The sequence below is a fragment of the Streptomyces sp. ERV7 genome, assembly GCF_001653515.1.
In the GTDB taxonomy this organism is placed as follows: Bacteria; Actinomycetota; Actinomycetes; order Streptomycetales; family Streptomycetaceae; genus Streptomyces.
In genome coordinates, this window is record NZ_LYOY01000051.1 from 1,366,546 (window position 1) to 1,383,847 (window position 17,302).

Consider the following 17,302-nt stretch of genomic DNA (forward strand, 5'->3'; position numbering starts at 1 on the left):
CCGGTCCATTGGTACAGACCAAAATCGGCCGCACCCGAACTAGCCAACCGCGCTTTCCCCCAGAAGAGCCGTCTGCGCTTTCCCCACGTCGGGTCATGACTGCCCGTGCCATGACGCAGAAGGTGACCTCCGTGAAGAACCGCTTCCTCCATGCCCCCGTCGTGCTCGTCACGGCCCTCGCGCTCGGCGGCTGCGGCGCGCTGCCGGGCGTGGGCGGGGACTCCACCACCACCGTCACCGTCTGGCTGATGAAGGACAGCGCCTCCGACGAGTTCGTCAGACGGTTCACCGAGGAGTTCGAGAAGGAGCACCGCTCGGTCGAGCTGGACGTACGGATCCAGGAGTGGACCGGCGTCGGCCAGAAGGTGACCGCCGCCCTCAGGACGGGCGAGGCGCCCGACGTCATCGAGGTCGGCAACACCCAGGTCTCCCAGTACGCGGCGAGCGGCGGGCTGCTCGACCTCACCCTGGAGTCGCTGCGCGACTGGGGCAGCAAGGACTGGCTGCCGGGCCTGGCGGAACCCGGCAAGGTCGACGGGGTGCAGTACGGCATCCCCTGGTACGCGGCGAACCGCGTCGTCATCTACAACAAGGACCTGTTCGAGGCGGCGGGCATCACCAAGGCCCCCAGGACCCGCGCCGAGTGGCTGAGCGACACGGAGAAGCTGAACACCGGCGCCACCCAGGGCGTCTACCTCGCCGGGCAGGACTGGTACACCCTCGCCGGGTTCGTCTGGGACGAGGGCGGCGAACTCGCCCAGGAGAGCGCGGGGGAGTGGACCGGCACCCTCGCCACCCCCGCCGCGCTGCGCGGCATGGACTTCTACCGCCGGCTCCAGGCGCTCGGCGACGGCCCCAAGAACGCCGACGAGGCAACGCCCCCGCAGGCCGAGGTCTTCGCCCGGGGCAAGGTCGCCCAGATCATCGCCGTCCCGGGCACCGCCAAGGCCATCCAGAAGGCCAACCCCGCCCTCGCGGACAAGCTCGGCTACTTCCCCATCCCCGGCAAGACCGCGGCCAGCCCCGGCGCGGTCTTCACCGGCGGCTCGGACCTGATCGTGCCCAAGCGGTCCGCGCACCACACCGAGGCCGTGGAGGTGGTCAAGGCGCTCGCCGGGGAGAAGTGGCAGCAGGACCTCGCCGCCACCATGAGCTATGTACCGAACAAGCCCGCGCTCGCGGCCGCCGTGGAGAACCAGGCGGGCACGGCCGCGATGGCGCAGGGCGCGGCCCGGGGCAGGGCCACGCCCAACTCGCCGCAGTGGGCCGCCGTCGAGGCCGACAACCCCATCAAGCCGTACATGAGCGCCGTGCTCACGGGCGCGGACCCGAAGACGGCGGCCAAGTCGGCCTCCTCGCGGATCAGCTCGCTGCTGTTCCCGTGACGGCGCCCTCACCGCCGAGGACCGCGAGGGACAGGGCGAACCGGCCGTCGGCGTCGGTCCACCAGTGGGTGGCCGTCAGCCCGGCGGCCGCGAGCTCCGCCCGTACGCCCTCGCGGCGGAACTTCGCCGAGATCTCGGTCCGCAGCTCCTCGCCCTCCTCGAAGCGGACCACGAGGTCCAGATCGGGGATCTTCACGGTGAGGTCGGCGCGGGCCCGCAGCCGCATCTCGATCCACTCGTGCTCGGCGTCCCAGCGCGCCACGTGCGTGAAGTCGTCGAGGCCGAAGTCCGCCCCGAGCTCACGGTCGATGACGGCCAGTACGTTCTTGTTGAACTCGGCCGTCACCCCCTCGCGGTCGTCGTACGCCCGCACCAGGACCGACTCCTCCTTCACCAGGTCGGTGCCGAGCAGCAGGCTGTCGCCGGGCTCCATCACGGCGGCGACCGAGGCCAGGAACTCCGCACGCTCGGCGGGGAGCAGATTGCCGATGGTGCCGCCGAGGAAGACCACCAGCCGGGGTCCCGGGGTGGCGGGCAGGGCGAGCGGCCGGGTGAAGTCGGCGATGAGCGCGTGCACGTCGAGCTTCGGCCGCTCCTCGATCAGCGCGGTGGCGGCCCCGGTCAGGGCGCTCTCGCTGACGTCCACCGGGATGTAGGTGAGCGGGTCCGGCAGCGCGTCGAGCAGCAGCCGGGTCTTCTCCGAGGAGCCCGAGCCCAGCTCGACCAGGGTGCGGGCGCCCGAGGCGGCCGCGATCTCGGCGGCCCGACGGTCGAGGATCTCCCGCTCGGCGCGCGTCGGGTAGTAGTCGTCGAGCCGGGTGATCTCCTCGAACAGCTCGCTGCCCCGGGCGTCGTAGAACCACTTGGGCGGCAGGGTCTTGGGCGTACCCGTCAGCCCGTGCAGCACGTCGGCGCGCAGCGCGGCCCCGGTGGCGTCCTCGGGCAGAGTGCGGGTCAGCTGGAACGGGTGGGACTGGTGCACGAGGAAGGCTCCTTGAGGGGGGTCAGTACGAGGTCGGTACGGGTCGCGGCCAGCAGGGTGCGGTCGGGGACCTCGTACCAGTGCGGATCGTCGTCGTAGGGCTCCGAGGCGACGACCGTGCGCTCGCCCGGCCGGGCCAGATACCAGAGGGTGTCGCCCCAGGCCGTGGCGGCGATCGTCGCGCCGTCGGTGAGCAGCAGGTTCAGCCGTGAGTCCGGGGCCGCCCCGGCGACCTCGGCGACCGTCTCGGCGAGCGCCCGGCCCATCTCGTCGCCCGCCCGCAGCCGGTGCAGCAGCAGCGCCCACACCAGCGCGGAGTCGCAGCGGGCCTCAAGGCGCAGCAACTCCTCCGGCGGCAGCGCGGCGGCCAGCGGGGCGAGCGAGCCGGGCCAGCCGCCCACCGCCCCGTTGTGGCTGAACAGCCAGGGCCCGGCGGCGAAGGGGGCCGCGGCCGCCTCGCCGTCCGCGCCCGGCTCGGTGGCGTCCCGGACCGCCGCCAGCAGCGCGCCGGTGCGCACCACCCGGGCCAGGTCCGCGAACGACGGGTCGGCCCAGATCGGCCCCGGCCGGCGGTAGCGGCCCGGCACCGGGTCGCCCTCGGCGTACCAGCCGACGCCGAAGCCGTCGGCGTTGACCGTCCCGTACCGCTGCCGGCGCGGCGCCCAGGACTGCCGGTACAGCGCGTGCGGCGGGCTCACCAGCAGCTCGCCGAGCGTCGACGGCGTTCCCAGGAACGCGATATGACGGCACATCAGGCATCCCTCGCGGTCCGGAACCCGGCGAAGATCTGGCGGCGCACCGGCAGGTCCCAGTTGCGGAAGGTGCCCCGGCAGGCCACCTGGTCCACGGCGAACGAACCGCCGCGCAGCACCTTGTGGTCGGGCCCGAAGAACACCTCCGAATACTCGCGGTAGGGGAAGGCGACGAAGCCCGGGTAGGGCATGAAGTCGCTGGACGTCCACTCCCACACGTCGCCGATCAACTGCCGTACGCCCAGCGGGGAGTCGCCCGCCGGATAGGCCCCGGCGGGGGCGGGGCGCAGATGGCGCTGGCCCAGGTTGGCGTGCTCGGAGGTGGGGTCGGCGTCGCCCCACGGGTAGCGCCGGGAGCGGCCGGAGGCCGGGTCGTGCCGGGCCGCCTTCTCCCACTCCGCCTCGGTGGGCAGCCGCCGCCCGGCCCAGCGGGCGTACGCGTCCGCCTCGTACCAGCTGACGTGGAGCACCGGCTCGTCCAGCGGTACGGGCTCGGTCACCCCGAACCGGCGGCGCAGCCACTGGCCGCCCTCGCGGCGCCAGAACAGCGGGGCGGTCAGCTCGTGCTGCCGCACCATCGCCCAGCCCTTGGGCTCCCACCAGCGCTCGTCGGTGTAGCCGCCGTCCTCGATGAAGCGGAGATACGCGCCGCAGGTCACCGGGGTGGTGTCCAGGTGGAAAGCGGGGACGATGCGGTGGTGGGCGGGGCGCTCGTTGTCCAGGGCCCACGGCTCGGCCGAGGTTCCCATGGTGAACGGGCCGCCGGGGACGAGGACTTCGTCGGGCAGGTCCGCGGTGGAGCCGCGCGGCGGCTCGGGGGTGGAGAGCGCCGCCGGTCCCTTGCGGAGCTGATGGGTGATCAGCATGGTCTCGTCGTGCTGCTGTTCGTGCTGGGCGATCATCCCGAAGGCGAAGCCCGCGTCGACCAGGCGGGGGCCGCCCTCCAGCGGGGTGGACTCCAGGACGTCGAGTGCCCGGCCGCGCACCTCGGCGGCGTAGCGGCGCGCCTCGGCGGGGGAGAGCAGCGGCAGCGAGGGCCGGCTGGCGCGGGGGTGCTCGAAGGCGTCGTACAGCGAGTCGATCTCCGGGCGCATCGCGTCCCGCCCGGCGACGGCCCGCAGCAGCCACTGCTCCTCCTGGTTGCCGATGTGCGCCAGGTCCCAGACCAGGGGCGACATCAGGGGGGAGTGCTGGGCGGTGAGGTCGTGGTCGTCGACGCAGGAGGTGAGGGTGGCGGTGCGCGCCCGCGCGGCGGTGAGCGCGTCCAGGGCGCGCAGGCGCAGCGCCTCCGGGTCGGTGGCCGCTCCGGTGGGTTCGGGGCCGGTCATGAGGAGGTGTCCTTCCCGGGGGCGGGCGAGGTGTCCGCGGGCGAGAGGCCCTGTGCGACATGGCGGTCCGTGAAGGCGGCGACCGCCCGCTGGACCTCGGTGGTGGCGCCGAGCCGGGGCAGTGCCTCCAGCGCGGCGGCGAAGCAGGTCTGGGCCGCCTCCCGCAGCTCGGGGTCGGTGAGCCCCGAGCGGGCCGCGTCGGCCCAGAGCGGGTTGCGCGGCGCGGGTGGCGAACCGGCCCTCTCCGCGAGGGACTTGACGGCACGGTAGGCGGTCTCGGCCGCCTCCTGGTCGTCGAAGAGCGCGGTGGTCACGGCGAGCGGGACGATCCAGCCGTCCTCGCCGGGCTGCGCGTCGATCATGCGCAGCTCCAGGTGCCCGCGCGGCCGCACCGGCGGGAAGAGCGTGGTCAGGTGGTAGTCGAGGTCCTCGCGGGTGGCCCGGCGCGGCTCGCCGGTGCGCAGCCACTCCCGGAAGGTGAGCCCCTCGGGCGCGTCCCACGGGGCGTCGCCGTCGGACCGGACGCACATCACGGGCGTGTCCAGGACGTGCGCCGCCCAGGCCGCCCGGGGCTCGGCGTCCAGCGGGGGCGCGAGGGCCCGTACCGGGTCGATGTCGGTCCACATCGCCTGCCGGGAGGAGCGCCAGCCGGTGCTTTCGCCCTCCTGGACGGGGGAGTTGGCGAACGCGGCCACCAGGACCGCGCCGAGGAGGTGGGCCAGTCGCCAGCGGCGGCCGAAGCCGAGCGGGCCCGGCTCCTCGTACCCGGCGTCGAGGCAGACCTGGACGGAGGCCGACGCGCACATCATGGCCCGTCCGGCCGGGCCGGTCCGGTCGAAGTGGGCTTCCATGGCGTCGTACCGGGGGTCGTGCAGAAAGCGGCGCGGCGGCTGCCACGGCTCCTGGCCGAGCCCGGTGAGTGTGAGGTCCCTGGCGTGCAGCGCGGCCCGTACGGCCGTCAGATCGGCCGCCACGGAGTCGACGCACTCCATGAGGGAACCGGCGGGAAGCGAGCTGAGCTCCAGCTGGCCGCCGGGTTCGACGGTGAGTGCCGACCGCAGGGGAAGCGCTCTTAACGAGGCGTAGGCGGCGGCGAGTCGGTGGTGCCGAACGGGGAGGTGCGGGTCGTGCAGATCATGGACGAGCCACTCCACTTCTACCCCGACAGCGCGAGGCGGGCCCGTTTTGAAGCAGATACATCGAAGCAGATCGTCTGCTTCCGTTTCTGTGAACTGTCTGGTCAGCATGGTCGCTTCCCCAACTCGGGGGCTTTTTCGGTGCACTGTCCCACCTAAGCCACTGCCGTCTTCTCGCACAAGAGTGCCCATCCGGACGGAAAGTATGTTGCGGGAGTGTTGTCCCGGCGTCAACGATGCTAGATATGAGTGCACGACTGCGCGACCTCGCGCGCCACACCGTGGCGATCACCGAAGCCGGTGCGTACGAGACGCCCGCCGGTGCCACGGTCTCGATCGCCGCCTGGCTGGCGGCGGCCGTCGACGGAACCCGGATCTTCGGCCCCGGCCCGGTGCCGGTGACGCCCGATGCCGACCGCTCCAGCGTATGCGCGGTGACCGGCGAGAGCAGCCTGGAGGCGGCCCGGCGGCTGGTGGGGGAGGGCCCCGGCGAGGTGGCCGTGCTGAACTTCGCCTCCGCGCGCAACCCCGGCGGCGGCTTCCTGAACGGGGCGCAGGCCCAGGAGGAGGCGCTCTGCCGCTCCTCCGCGCTCTACCCGACCCTGCTGCGCGCGCCCGGATTCTACGAGCACCACCGCGCCGACCGCGATGTCTTCTACACCGACCGGGTGATCCACTCGCCCGGCGTCCCGGTCTTCCGGGACGACCGGGGGCGGCTCCTGGACGAGCCGTTCCGGGTGGGTTTCCTGACCTCGCCCGCGCCCAACGCGGGAGTGATCCGGCAGCGCACCCCGGAGGCCGTGGACCGGATCCCCGAGGCCCTCGCGCGGCGCGCGGAGCGCGTCCTGGAGACCGCGGCCGTCCGCGGCCACCGGCGGCTGGTGCTCGGCGCCTGGGGCTGCGGTGTCTTCCGCAACGACCCGGCGGGGGTGGCGGGCGCCTTCCACGCCCACCTCACCGGCGAGGGCCGGTTCGCGCGCCACTTCGACGAGGTGGTCTTCGCGGTCCTGGACCGCACCGCGGACCGGGCGACGCTGAGGGCCTTCGAGAGGGTGTTCACGGCCGCCCGGCGGGCGTGAGGCGCCCGCCGGGGGTGAGTGCGGCGGCGGGGTCAGCCGACCGGGTCGTCCGGGGCCACCGGGTGCGTCTCCAGACCCGGAGCGGCCAGCAGTTCGGCGATCAGCTCGCGGGTCCCGCCGACGTAGGTGCTGACCAGGTCCACATCGCCGCCCAGGCACCACGCACGGTCCTCGGGCCACCACAGGTCGGGCAGTTCGGCGAACTCGTCCAGGGCCACCGGCGAGACGGCGTCGGCCAGTGTCCCGGAGAGCAGCACCTCGTCCCGGCCGGGGGTCTCGAAGCAGGGGACGCCGTCGAAGTCCCACCGGCCGTACCCGCACCACAGCCCGAACCAGCAGGTGTGCGCGGTCCGGGTGTGCCGGGCCAGGACCGGGATGAGGGCCTGGGCGACGGCGGGCGGAGTCGGGCCCTCGGCCGGGTGCTCGTCCCAGACACCGGCCAGGCCGTACTCGCCGGCGTTGTGGTAGTCGCGGTCCGTCCCGATCGCCTCGTGCCAGTTCGTGTGCGGCGCCACCGCGCGTCCGTACGCGGCGGCCACGGCCGCCCATCGCACCGGCCGCTCCTCCAGGGACGCGGGATGCAGCACCCGGGCGTACGCGGCGAACCCGGGCGCGGCGACGCCCGCCACCGTCCCGAAGTCCCCGTGCCCCGGGGCCCGTTCGGTGAGCCAGCGGGCGGCTTCGAGGCCGGTGCCGCGCACGAGCAGGCGTCCGTACGCTTCGGGTGCGGGTTCCCGGTGCACCGGGGGATAGTCGTCCACCCGCACAGTGTGCCCCTTCCGGTGCGGGTGGACGCCCTCAGCAGGCGGGGAGATCGCGCGGGACGGGGCGGCGGCCGGTGGCGGTGTACCACTGGCGGGCCAGGACGGCGGCCAGGGCGACCTCCACCAGGTCGCCGCCGTAGTACATCACCTCGGCGGCGCGGGCCAGGTCGTGGCCGGTGAACGCGGTACCGGGCGGGGAACTGCCGTAGAGGGTCTTGGCCAGCACCGAGTGGGCGGTGGCGGCGGCGATGAGGGTGGCGGCGCGCAGTGGCAGTCCGTAGCGGTGGCGTACGGGGTCGAGCCGGCAGAGGGCGAAGGCGAACAGCAGGCCGGCGGCCAGGACGTGGGTGTACACGGCCGCGTGCGGCCAGGGCCGGCCGTGGAGGTGGGCGAACAGCCCGGTGCGGTACAGCAGCCACAGCCCGCCCACGTCGAGCACCGCGGCCACCGGCGGCAGCACCAGCGCGCCGACCGGTCGGGACCGGAGCACGGCCCGCAGGCCGCGCCGGGCGGGCCCTGCGGGAAGGGCGCGCAGGACCAGGGTCACCGGGCGCCCCCACACCAGCAGCAGCGGGGCGGCCATGCCGATGACCAGGTGCCGGACCATATGGCCGGTGAACTCCCCGCCCGGCATGGGCGCCAGCGCCACCGCGACCAGACCCGCCTGGCCCGCGGTGAAGGAGGCGTCCCACGACCAGGGCCAGGTGTCTCCCCGGCGCCGCAGCCGCCGCGCTGCCAGGAGGTAGGCCACCCCCGCGCTCAGGGCGAGAACGGCGGCCACCCCGGCGGGAACACCCATGGCCTGCCCCGGCATGGGTGTCATCAGCCCGGCTCCCGGCCCACCACCGCCTCCGGCGCGTGCACTTCACGCGGACGGGAGCGCCTCACCATCACCGTACCGACGATCAGGAAGACGACGGCCAGTACGTTCCACGTCCAGTCGTAGGGGACCAGGTCGACGTGGTAGCGGATCTGGTGCAGCTTGAGGAGCTTGTGCTGGACGGTTCCGTCGTAGAGCTGGAAGAAACCCGCGCCCAGCAGGATCCCGCCGGTCAGGCCCCGGCCGGTCAGCGCACCGCGCCGGCGCAGATCCGCCACCAGCACCAGGCCGATGACGACGGCGAACCAGCCGAAGGCGTGGAACAGGCCGTCGGATACCAGGCCCGCGCCCGGGGTGGACTTGTCGTAGAAGTGGTGCCAGTGCAGGAGTTGATGGAACACCGTCTCGTCGACGAACGCGGCGATCCCGACCCCGATCAGCACCCCCGCCCACACCGAGCGCTTCGGACGGACCGTCCCGTAGTCCGGGGGCGGCCGACGGCGGGGTGTCGAAGCGGTAGCCACAGGTGGCCTCCTGACGGGGAGGGGAACCGTACTTCCTCCCGTGCGGATACCCTCCCGGCCCGCGCCCACCGTCTCCCGCCGCCTTACGGCTCACTTCGGCCCCTGCGGCCGCCCCTTCCGCGTCAGTCCTTCCTGGTCTGGTCCATGCCGACGACCTTGAAGTACGCGCGGTCGGTCGCCGTGTCCTCAAGGCAGCCCCGCAGCCGCATCCGGTCGTGGTCGGCGAGGGCGGGGTGGACGACGCCCGCGTAGAGGCCGTCGCCGAGGCTGCCGAGCGTGGCGTCGTACAGCGGGACGGCGGTGGAGTGGCGGCAGCGGTTCCAGATCTCGTGGGCCAGCAGCGCCCGGTACTCCTGGCCGGAAACACCTCGGGTGGCGAGGCGCACCACCACGGAAGTCGCCACGGTGTCCGGGGCGCGCTCCTCGGGGCGGGTCTCGGTGAGTTCGCCGAGGCCGAGAACGAGTGCGGCCAGGGCGGTGGTCCCGGCGACGAACCCGGTGATCCGGTGGCGGGTGCGGCGCCGGTCCGGGCCCGTCGGGGGCAGCGCGTCGAGGTCGGTGCCCAGCGGCGGTGCGGCGAGGACCGCGAGACGGCCTGCCATCTGGCGGTCGGCGGCGGGCCGGACCGTGCTCTGCGCGATCTTCTGGACGAGCCGCGCGAGCCCCGAGAGCACGGCGCCCGCGGCCATCAGGACCGGGACGAAGACATGGGTGCGCTCCACGCGGATGTCGTCCAGCCACCGGAAGCGTGCGGCGGGATCCTCCGTGCGGGGTTGCTCCAGACGGGCCAGGACGTCGGCGTGGCGCCGGTCGCCCTCGTTGATGCGCTGCTCGATACGGCTCAGACGCCCCAGGACGATCAGGCCGAGCAGCAGCACCTCGGCGACGATCAGCAGAACACCGCACATGATCGCGCGCTGCCACTGCCAGCGGTAGAGGTAGATGACGACATAGGTGCCCGCGCCGAGTCCGGCCGCGCCCGCGAAGAGGTGTGCCAGTCGCTTCACCGGTCCGCCGCCTCTCGGGTACGGGTTTCTTCCAGACGTATGTCGCCACTGGTGCCGTCGACGGCCAGACGGGTTCCGGGGGCGAAGCGCCGCACGGCGTCGGCGGCGCCGACCACGGCCGGAACCTTGAACTCCCGTGCCAGGACGGCCAGATGGGACAGGGGGCTGCCGGTCTGTGCGACCAGAGCGGTCACCTGCGGCAGCAGGGGGGCGAGGGCCGGGTCGAGGGTGCGGACGACCAGGACGGCGTCCTCGGGGCGTTCGCCCAGGCCGTCCCATGCGGTTCCGGTGGCGCGGCCGCCGGAGACGCCCTGGGCCGGGGCGCCTCCCTTGCGCGGGCGTTCGGCGACCACCGCCGAGTCGTCCGCCAGGCGGAAGGCGTCGGGCAGCGGCGGGCCGTCGGGGCGGGGGCGCCGCTGTGCGACGTCGGCGGGCAGGGGGTCGCCGTCGAGTGTGCTCAGCACCTCGTGCCAGCGCAGCAGGGCGACCGCGCGGTGCGACAGGGTGAGACGGCGTGCGGCGTCGTGGACGAGGTGGATCTGCAGTTGGTGGATCCAGCGGATGCGCAGCCGCAGTGCCTCACGGGTCGGCAGGGCGGGGTGACGCGTATCCGTCGCCGTGCCCGGGGGTCCGTCACGGTCGTCTCCGGTCGACGGCAGCCGCAGCGGGCCGGTGAGCTGCGGTGGGGTGAGGGCCAGGACCACCGGTGCGGCCGCCACGGTCTCGGCGTCGGTGAGCCCCCTGCCCCGGCATGCGGCCAGTGCGGCGAGTGCCGCGCTCGCGGCCGTACGGGTGTCGCTCTCGCGCAGTAACGCGCCCGCCAGCGCCTCCTGCGCGTGCAGGGCCGCCAGGGCGGAGCGGGTCCAGCGCAGCAGGTCGGCCAGGTCGGCGCGGGAGAGGCCGGCCGGCGTTGGGGTCTCGGCCAGTCGGCGGTCGATGTCCGCGGTGAGGTCGAGGGCGAGGTCGGGCAGGGCGCGGGTCAGCCGCCCGGTGCGCCACGCGGCCGCCAGACGGCGGGCACCCGGCAGCGGGTTGACCCTGGCCAGCAGACGGTGGCGGGGCGGCACGGCGCCCAGCAGCCGCAGGTCCGCCGCGGCGCGTCCGGCGACGGTGGTCACCACGGGGTGGGTGCGCAGCAGTCGGCGCGGTGCGCTGCCGCCGATGTCGAGCGCGGAGGAGAGCCCCCGGGCCATCGGCGCCACCCACAGGTCCTCCTCCAGCGGTTGCAGGGTGCCGGGGAGGGTTTCGGCGACGGGGCCGGGGCCGAGCAGCCGTGCGCCGCGTGCGGGCCGCGCGGTCATGGCCGTGATGGGACGGGCCTGGAACAGCCACAGGCGCCCTGTGCCGTCGAAGCCGAACTCCATGTCCTGCGGTCCGCCGAAGATCCTCTCGACCCGCCGCGCGAGGCGGGCGAGGCGGTACAGCTCGGTACGGGTCAGCAGCCGCTCGTCGGCGGTGTGCGGGGGTGTGGGGCGCAGCAGTCGGCCGGAGCGCGTCAAGTGGTAGCCGGTGCCGTCCTGTTCGCCGCTGACCAGGGTGTCGGGTCCGCCGCGTACGGCGCTGACCAGCATCCGGTCGAGGCGGCCCTCCACGGGGTCGGCGCCGAAGAGCACACCGCCCACGCGTGCGTCGAGCATGGGCTGGACGAGGACGGCCATCGGGGCCCGGGTGCCGTCGGGGCGGTCCGCGGAGTCGAGGACCGTGCGCACCGCCGCGCGGAAGGCGGGCCAGTCGCGGACGTCGAGCACGGAGGCGAACTGCCCCGCCAGGGAGGACTCCTGGGTGTCCTCCTGAGGGGAGGAGGAGCGTACGACCAGGGGAGCCGTGCCGTCGTGGGAGAGCTCGCGCCAGGCGTGGCGCAGGGCCCGGACGTCGTCACCGGCGCCGTGCGGGATGACGAAGCCGGGCAGGACCGGCAGCCCGGCGGCCGCGGCGCGCGCCAGGTTCGCGGCCTTGGAACCAGTGGACAGCGGTATGCGTGCGGCGGGTTGGTCCAGCGCGAGGGCCGCACCGGTGGGGAGGCCGGGTTCCTCGTGGTGTTCCCGGCCTCGTTCGTCGAGGGTCGTCATCGCCCACCGTCCCGAGCGACCGCTGACGGGTGTTTCCGCGCGACGGCTGGTGAGTCCGGTGCCAAGACCGGTCTGACCCACGACAGTGCGAGCATGTCTCTCCCCCTCGGCCCCGTGCCCGGGATACGCCGGTCCTTCGCAGCGGGTGCTGTGCGGCTTGCGTCAGGAGCGGGACACCGGGTGGCGTCTCGAAGCACATGTCGAGCCATGTGCCGACGGCGTCGGGGGAGCTCCTCGGGAACGCCCCCCGCTCCTGCGTTGTTCATGTCAGCTTCCGCTTGAGTCTGCCTTGCCCGGTGGAGGAGATGACGGCCGAGCAGTGCGGATCAAGCCACCGGGCACCACGACGTCCGCGCCGAGGTCGCGGGTCGGCGACTCGGCGCGGTGCAGGCGTCGGGCGTGCGCCTCGGGGGCGGTTGGTCCTACTCCTCGAAGTACGCGTTCAGCACTTCTTCGAGCTGCTCGGACCACAGGGCCAGAGCCGCCCGGTCCTCGGCCTGGACGTCGGTACGGAACCAGCGGGGCCGGGGCAGATGCACCGTGATCGTGAACCGCCGGGTCCAGCGTGAGCTCGCGTACTCGACGGCGCTCAGCTCGTCCCAGGAGAACTCGGCCTGCTCGTCGTCGAGGCGCAGCCGGATGCCCGAGCGGTCGGCGGTCCATGCACCCCTCCCGCTTCGTCATCCTCATCGTCCCCTCCCATGTGGAAACCCGCGGCACCGCCTCCGTAGCCGACAGCGCCGTCCGCTCCGCCCTCGTGGAGGCGACCGGCGAGACCGGCGAGACGGGCTACCCCCGCTACGCCGGCCACGGCATCGTCGCCGACGTCGACCCCCGCACCCGCGCCGTCGAGGCCCTCCTCGTGGACGGCGCCGAACTCGACTACGGCCTCACCGCGCTCATCGCCCCCGAAGAGTGACCGGGCACCCCCAAAGCGCCCGGCACACCCAGCACCGCCAGATCCGCGGAGATCCCCGCGCCCGCGGCCCGCAGCTCCGGCAGCAGCGTCCGCAGCATCTCCTCGGGGCTCCCACGCCCCGCGTGCTGGGCCACGTTCACCGCCGCCACCACCCGCCCGTCCGCATCGCGCACCGGCACGGCCAGCGAGCGCAGCCCCTCCTCCAACTCCTCGGCCACCAGCGCGTACCCGTCGGCCGCGCACCCCTCCACGATCCGGGCCAGCTCGGCCGCGGAGGTCACCGTGTTCGGGGTGAGGGCGGGCAGCCCGTCGGGCAGCGGCGGTCGTTCCCCCGGCGCGAGACCGGCGAGCAGCACCCGCCCCATCGATGTGGCGTACGCCGGGAACCGCGTCCCCACCGTGATGTCGATGCTCATGATCCGTACGGTCGGGACGCGCGCCACATAGCGGATGTCGGCCCCGTCGAGCACCGCCATCGATGCCGACTCGCCGGTGCTGGCCACCAGCCGCGCCAGATGCGGCTGGGCGACCTCGGCGGGCCCCAGCGCCGAGAGCCGGGCACAGCCCAGTTCGAGGACCCGGGGCAGCAGCCGGAAGTGGCGCCCGCCGGGCCCGGCGCACTCCACGTACCCCAGATGCGCGAGGGTGAGGAGCGAGCGCCGTACGGTGGCCCTCGCCAGGCCCGTCGCCTCGGAGACGGCCGTGAGCGTCAGCCCTTCGCCCCGGTCCGCGCCCAGCGCGCAGAGCACCGCGAGCCCACGGGCCAGGGACTGCAGAAACCCGGGCCCGAGCTCCTGCTTGAGCCCGGCGGACGCCTCGACCAGGGCGCCCGCCACCCGGTCCGCCTCCTCAGCCGCCCGGCGCCCCGCGAGCGCCGCCTCCATCGCGTCCCGTGCCTCCAGCAGCCGGGGCAGCGCCGCCTCCCGCAGGGACTGGGGCGTGTGCCTGCTGGTGTGGCTCGCCACGCTCACCGCGCACACGGTCGTGCCCGCCGCGTTCCGTACGGGCACCGCCACCGCGATCAGCCCCGGCTCGATCAGCTCCTCGTCGAGCGCCCACTCCGGCGCGTTGTCGGCGAAGAGCGCGCCGGGTGCGCAGCGGTCGGCGGGCAGCAGGTCACCGATGCGGAAGGCGAGCGACATCCTGCGGCGGTGGGCGGCGGCCTGGAGGATGACACGGACGCCCGACCCGTCGGGCACGGCCACCGAGACGGACTCGTCCAGCCCGTCCGCGAGCCGTCCCACCAGCGGCCCGAGCGCCGCGGGGATGCCGCTGCCGCGCAGATAGGCGCCGGACAGCGCCATCAGGGGCGGCGCGAGCGCCACTTCCCGGCCGTCGGTGCGGACCAGGCCGAGCCGGTCCAGGGTCGCCACCACCCGGTCGACCGTCGCCCGGGCGAGCCCGGTGGACCGTACGAGCGCGCCCCGGTCCAGGTCGCGCGCGGAGAGCGCGCGCAGCACCGCGAGCCCGCGCTCCAGCGGGCCGACCGACAGGTCTTCGGACACGGGTCCTCCAAGGGCCGTTGACAGCGCGCCGGGGCGGGCCGAGACTCGGCATTGATTGTGAACCAAAGTTCACTGGGCGAACAGAGTGCGTCGGACCGAAGGCGTCGCGCACCACGCGGGCACGGCCGACCGAGCAGCGGGAGAGAACCGATGAGCATCCGGGACGTGTACATCGTCGACGCCGTGCGCACCCCCATCGGCAGGTTCGGGGGCGCGCTCTCCTCGGTGCGGCCCGACGACCTGGCCGCACACGTGGTGAAGTCGCTCGTCGGCCGCTCCCCGCAGCTCGACCCGGCCCGGATCGACGACGTCTACTTCGGCGACGCCAACGGCGCCGGTGAGGACAACCGCGATGTGGCCCGGATGGCCGTCCTGCTCGCCGGACTGCCGGTGTCCGTCCCCGGTGTCACCGTCAACCGCCTGTGCGGCTCGGGCCTGGAAGCCGTCATCCAGGCCGCCCGTGCCATCGCGGTCGGCGACGCGCACATCGCGGTCGCGGGCGGGGTGGAGTCGATGTCGCGTGCCCCGTGGGTGATGCAGAAGCCCGAGCGCGCCTTCCCGGCCGGCCACCAGCAGCTGTGGTCGACCACGCTCGGATGGCGGATGACCAACCCGAAGATGCCCGCCGAGTGGACGGTCGCGCTCGGCGAGGGTGCCGAACTGATCGCGGAACGGCACGCGTTGACCCGCGAGCAGCAGGACGCGTTCGCCCTCGACAGCCACCGCAAGGCCGCCGAGGCCTGGGCGAAGGGCCGGTACGCGGACGAGGTCGTTCCGTACGAGGGCGTCGACCTCGCCCGTGACGAGTGCATCCGCGAGTCCTCCATGGAGGCGCTCGCCCGGCTCAAGCCCGCCTTCCGTGAGGGCGGTTCGGTGACCGCGGGCAACTCCTCGCCGCTCAACGACGGGGCCGCGGCCCTGCTCCTCGTCGACGAGGAGGGGCTGCGCGCCACCGGCCGCGAGCCGCTCGCCCGGATCCGTACCTCCGCGGTCACCGGGATCGAGCCGCAGCTCTTCGGCCTCGGCCCGGTCGAGGCGGTGCGCACGGCGCTGGCCAAGGCGGGCAAGGGGCTCGGGGACCTGAGCGTCTTCGAGCTCAACGAGGCGTTCGCCGCACAGTCGTTGGGGTGCCTGGCCGAGTGGCCGGAGCTGGACCCGGCCGTGGTCAACCCGCGCGGCGGCGCCATCGCACTCGGCCACCCGCTCGGCGCCTCGGGCGCCCGGCTCGCCGGGGCGGTCGCCCACCAACTGGCCGCCGCGGGATCGGGCGTGGGACTCGCCGCGCTGTGCATCGGCGTCGGCCAGGGGCTCGCGCTGGTCCTGGAGCGCTAGGGGCGCACCAGCCGGGTACGGGAGCGGACCGGAGTCCTCCGGATCAACTGCCCTATGCGTACGAGGAGCTGCCGGTGAGTCAGCTGTGGCACGGGAGAGACGTTTCCCCCGGGGGACCGGACCGGATCCGCCGGGCAGGCCCTAGGATGCCGCACGGGACTTCCCCGCGATCATGGCTGCCCCTCGATCACGCGTGAGACTGGAGATCCTTCATGCCCCTGCTCGACCCCAAGACCTGGCAGGCGCGGACGCTGTCGGGGGGTGAGTACGAGGTCACCGAACCCGCCACCGGAGAAGGCCTGGGCGCGCTCACCCTGGCCACCGCCGACGACATCGCGGCGGCGGTCGCGGCGGGCCGCGCGGCCCAGCCCGGCTGGGCCCGCTCCCCGCACTTCGCCCGCGCGGCCGTACTGCGCCGCGCGGGCGATCTGTTCACCGAGTACGCCGACGAACTGCGCGAATGGCTCGTACGGGAGTCCGGCTCGATACCCGGCAAGGCCGACTTCGAGCTGCATGTGGCCGCCCAGGAGTGCTACGAGGCGGCGGCGCTCGCCTCCCGCCCGCTGGGCGAGGTGCTGCCGAGCGAGGAGCCGAGACTCAGCTTCACCCGGCGCGTCCCGGTCGGGGTGACCGGCGTCATCGCCCCCTTCAACGCCCCGCTCATCCTCTCGATCCGCTCGGTCGCGCCCGCCCTCGCGCTCGGCAACGCCGTACTCCTCAAGCCCGACCCGCGCACCGCCGTCTGCGGCGGCCTCTCGCTCGCCGCGGTCTTCGAGGAGGCCGGGCTGCCCGAGGGACTGCTGCACGTCCTGCCGGGCGGCGCCGAGGCGGGTCAGGCCCTGGTCGCGGACCCCGGCGTCCCGGTGATCTCCTTCACCGGCTCGACCGCCGCCGGACGCCGGGTCGGCGAGGCCGCCGGACGTCTGCTCAAGCGCGCCCACCTGGAGCTCGGCGGGAACTCCGCGCTGGTCGTCCTGGAGGACGCCGACATCGAGGGCGCGGTGGCCCAGGCCTCCTGGGGCTCCTTCTTCCACCAGGGCCAGATCTGTATGACCACCGGCCGTCACCTGGTCCACGCCTCGCTGTACGAGGAGTACGTGGAGCGGCTCGCCGCCAGGGCCGACGCGCTGGCCGTGGGCGACCCGTACCGCGAGCGGGTCCATCTCGGCCCGCTCGTCGACCGCACCCAACTCGCCAAGATCCACGCTCTGGTGGAGGCCAGTACCGCGAGCGGCGCCCGGCTCGCGGCGGGCGGCACCCACCGGGAGCTGTTCTACCGGCCGACCGTCCTCGCGGACGTCGACGACCACACCCCGGCGTACGCGGAGGAGGTCTTCGGGCCGGTCGCGCCCGTACGGCCGTTCCGCACCCTCGACGAGGCGGCCGCGCTGGCCGCCGACGGCCCGTACGGGCTCTCCCTCGGCATCGTCACCCGTGACACCGCACTCGGCCTGGAGCTCGCGGACCGCATCCCGACCGGCATCGCCCACATCAACGACCAGACGGTCAACGACGAGGCGGTCGCGCCCTTCGGCGGAGTGGCGGCATCCGGAACCGGCGCGCGCTTCGGCGGCGCGGCGAACCTGGAGGCGTTCACGGAGATGCGCTGGACGACGGTACGGCGGGAGCCGACGGGCCACGGCTTCTAGCGGTACCGCCCCGGGGGCGACTGCCCGTTCCCGTGTGCGACACACGGCATA

Annotated in this window: 15 protein-coding genes; 5 read left to right on the top strand and 10 right to left on the bottom strand. The window is 74.1% G+C overall.

Translation table 11 applies throughout. From position 1 onward, the window contains the following. Window positions 1-131 precede the first annotated feature (131 nt). Entirely contained in the window at window positions 132-1,385 is a 1,254-nt protein-coding gene (locus tag A8W25_RS29005; protein ID WP_067167370.1) for an extracellular solute-binding protein, read from the top strand. On the opposite strand, the gene egtD is transcribed toward A8W25_RS29005, so the two are convergent. From egtD to egtA, 4 genes are read right to left on the bottom strand one after another with little or no spacing between them, the layout of a single operon-like run. Beyond that, window positions 1,363-2,367 (bottom strand): L-histidine N(alpha)-methyltransferase, encoded by a 1,005-nt coding sequence (gene egtD / locus A8W25_RS29010; RefSeq protein WP_067166891.1) that lies wholly within the window; start codon window positions 2,365-2,367, stop codon window positions 1,363-1,365. The two genes, A8W25_RS29005 and egtD, sit on opposite strands and share 23 nt — an antisense overlap. Next, window positions 2,340-3,119 carry an ergothioneine biosynthesis protein EgtC gene (gene egtC, locus A8W25_RS33710; RefSeq protein ID WP_067166892.1) on the bottom strand — a complete coding sequence of 260 codons (780 nt, stop codon included), beginning with the start codon at window positions 3,117-3,119 and terminating at the stop codon, window positions 2,340-2,342. The genes egtD and egtC overlap by 28 nt, the downstream gene beginning before the upstream one ends. Continuing rightward, complete coding sequence (gene egtB / locus A8W25_RS29020) at window positions 3,119-4,447, bottom strand: ergothioneine biosynthesis protein EgtB (protein WP_067166895.1); 1,329 nt, start codon at window positions 4,445-4,447, stop codon at window positions 3,119-3,121. The genes egtC and egtB overlap by 1 nt, the downstream gene beginning before the upstream one ends. Further along, a complete protein-coding gene (gene egtA / locus A8W25_RS29025) occupies window positions 4,444-5,694 on the bottom strand; it encodes an ergothioneine biosynthesis glutamate--cysteine ligase EgtA (RefSeq protein ID WP_067166898.1) in 1,251 nt (416 codons plus the stop codon). Before egtA ends, egtB begins: the two co-directional genes overlap by 4 nt. A gap of 134 nt (window positions 5,695-5,828) precedes the next feature. Here egtA and A8W25_RS29030 point away from each other — a divergent pair, with 134 nt between their 5' ends. Then, window positions 5,829-6,662 (top strand): TIGR02452 family protein, encoded by an 834-nt coding sequence (locus tag A8W25_RS29030; RefSeq protein ID WP_067166899.1) that lies wholly within the window; start codon window positions 5,829-5,831, stop codon window positions 6,660-6,662. Window positions 6,663-6,694: 32 nt separating this feature from the next. Here the strand turns inward: A8W25_RS29030 and A8W25_RS29035 are convergent, their stop codons facing one another. The 5 genes from A8W25_RS29035 to A8W25_RS29055 all read right to left on the bottom strand — a co-directional run bounded on the left by A8W25_RS29035 (window position 6,695) and on the right by A8W25_RS29055 (window position 11,846). Further along, window positions 6,695-7,423 (bottom strand): hypothetical protein, encoded by a 729-nt coding sequence (locus A8W25_RS29035; RefSeq protein ID WP_234386607.1) that lies wholly within the window; start codon window positions 7,421-7,423, stop codon window positions 6,695-6,697. A 37-nt stretch (window positions 7,424-7,460) separates the two neighbouring features. Continuing rightward, on the bottom strand, window positions 7,461-8,249 hold the full coding sequence (locus tag A8W25_RS29040; RefSeq protein ID WP_067166905.1) for a cytochrome c oxidase assembly protein: 789 nt from the start codon (window positions 8,247-8,249) through the stop codon (window positions 7,461-7,463). After that, a complete protein-coding gene (locus A8W25_RS29045) occupies window positions 8,249-8,770 on the bottom strand; it encodes a DUF2243 domain-containing protein (protein ID WP_079126464.1) in 522 nt (173 codons plus the stop codon). Before A8W25_RS29045 ends, A8W25_RS29040 begins: the two co-directional genes overlap by 1 nt. Window positions 8,771-8,892: 122 nt before the next feature. After that, on the bottom strand, window positions 8,893-9,777 hold the full coding sequence (locus A8W25_RS29050) for a hypothetical protein (RefSeq protein WP_067166910.1): 885 nt from the start codon (window positions 9,775-9,777) through the stop codon (window positions 8,893-8,895). Continuing rightward, complete coding sequence (locus tag A8W25_RS29055; protein ID WP_067166913.1) at window positions 9,774-11,846, bottom strand: PEP/pyruvate-binding domain-containing protein; 2,073 nt, start codon at window positions 11,844-11,846, stop codon at window positions 9,774-9,776. The genes A8W25_RS29050 and A8W25_RS29055 overlap by 4 nt, the downstream gene beginning before the upstream one ends. Window positions 11,847-12,507: 661 nt before the next feature. Between A8W25_RS29055 and A8W25_RS29060 the strand changes: the two genes are divergently transcribed. Further along, complete coding sequence (locus tag A8W25_RS29060; RefSeq protein WP_067166914.1) at window positions 12,508-12,765, top strand: hypothetical protein; 258 nt, start codon at window positions 12,508-12,510, stop codon at window positions 12,763-12,765. Here A8W25_RS29060 and A8W25_RS29065 read toward each other — a convergent pair. Then, entirely contained in the window at window positions 12,729-14,270 is a 1,542-nt protein-coding gene (locus A8W25_RS29065; RefSeq protein WP_067166917.1) for an IclR family transcriptional regulator domain-containing protein, read from the bottom strand. The genes A8W25_RS29060 and A8W25_RS29065 overlap by 37 nt on opposite strands. 150 nt (window positions 14,271-14,420) lie before the next feature. Here A8W25_RS29065 and A8W25_RS29070 point away from each other — a divergent pair, with 150 nt between their 5' ends. Together A8W25_RS29070 and A8W25_RS29075 are read left to right on the top strand one after the other, a co-directional pair. Then, window positions 14,421-15,602 (top strand): thiolase family protein, encoded by a 1,182-nt coding sequence (locus tag A8W25_RS29070; protein WP_067166919.1) that lies wholly within the window; start codon window positions 14,421-14,423, stop codon window positions 15,600-15,602. A gap of 212 nt (window positions 15,603-15,814) precedes the next feature. Continuing rightward, window positions 15,815-17,251 (top strand): benzaldehyde dehydrogenase, encoded by a 1,437-nt coding sequence (locus tag A8W25_RS29075; RefSeq protein WP_067166922.1) that lies wholly within the window; start codon window positions 15,815-15,817, stop codon window positions 17,249-17,251. Window positions 17,252-17,302 lie beyond the last annotated feature (51 nt).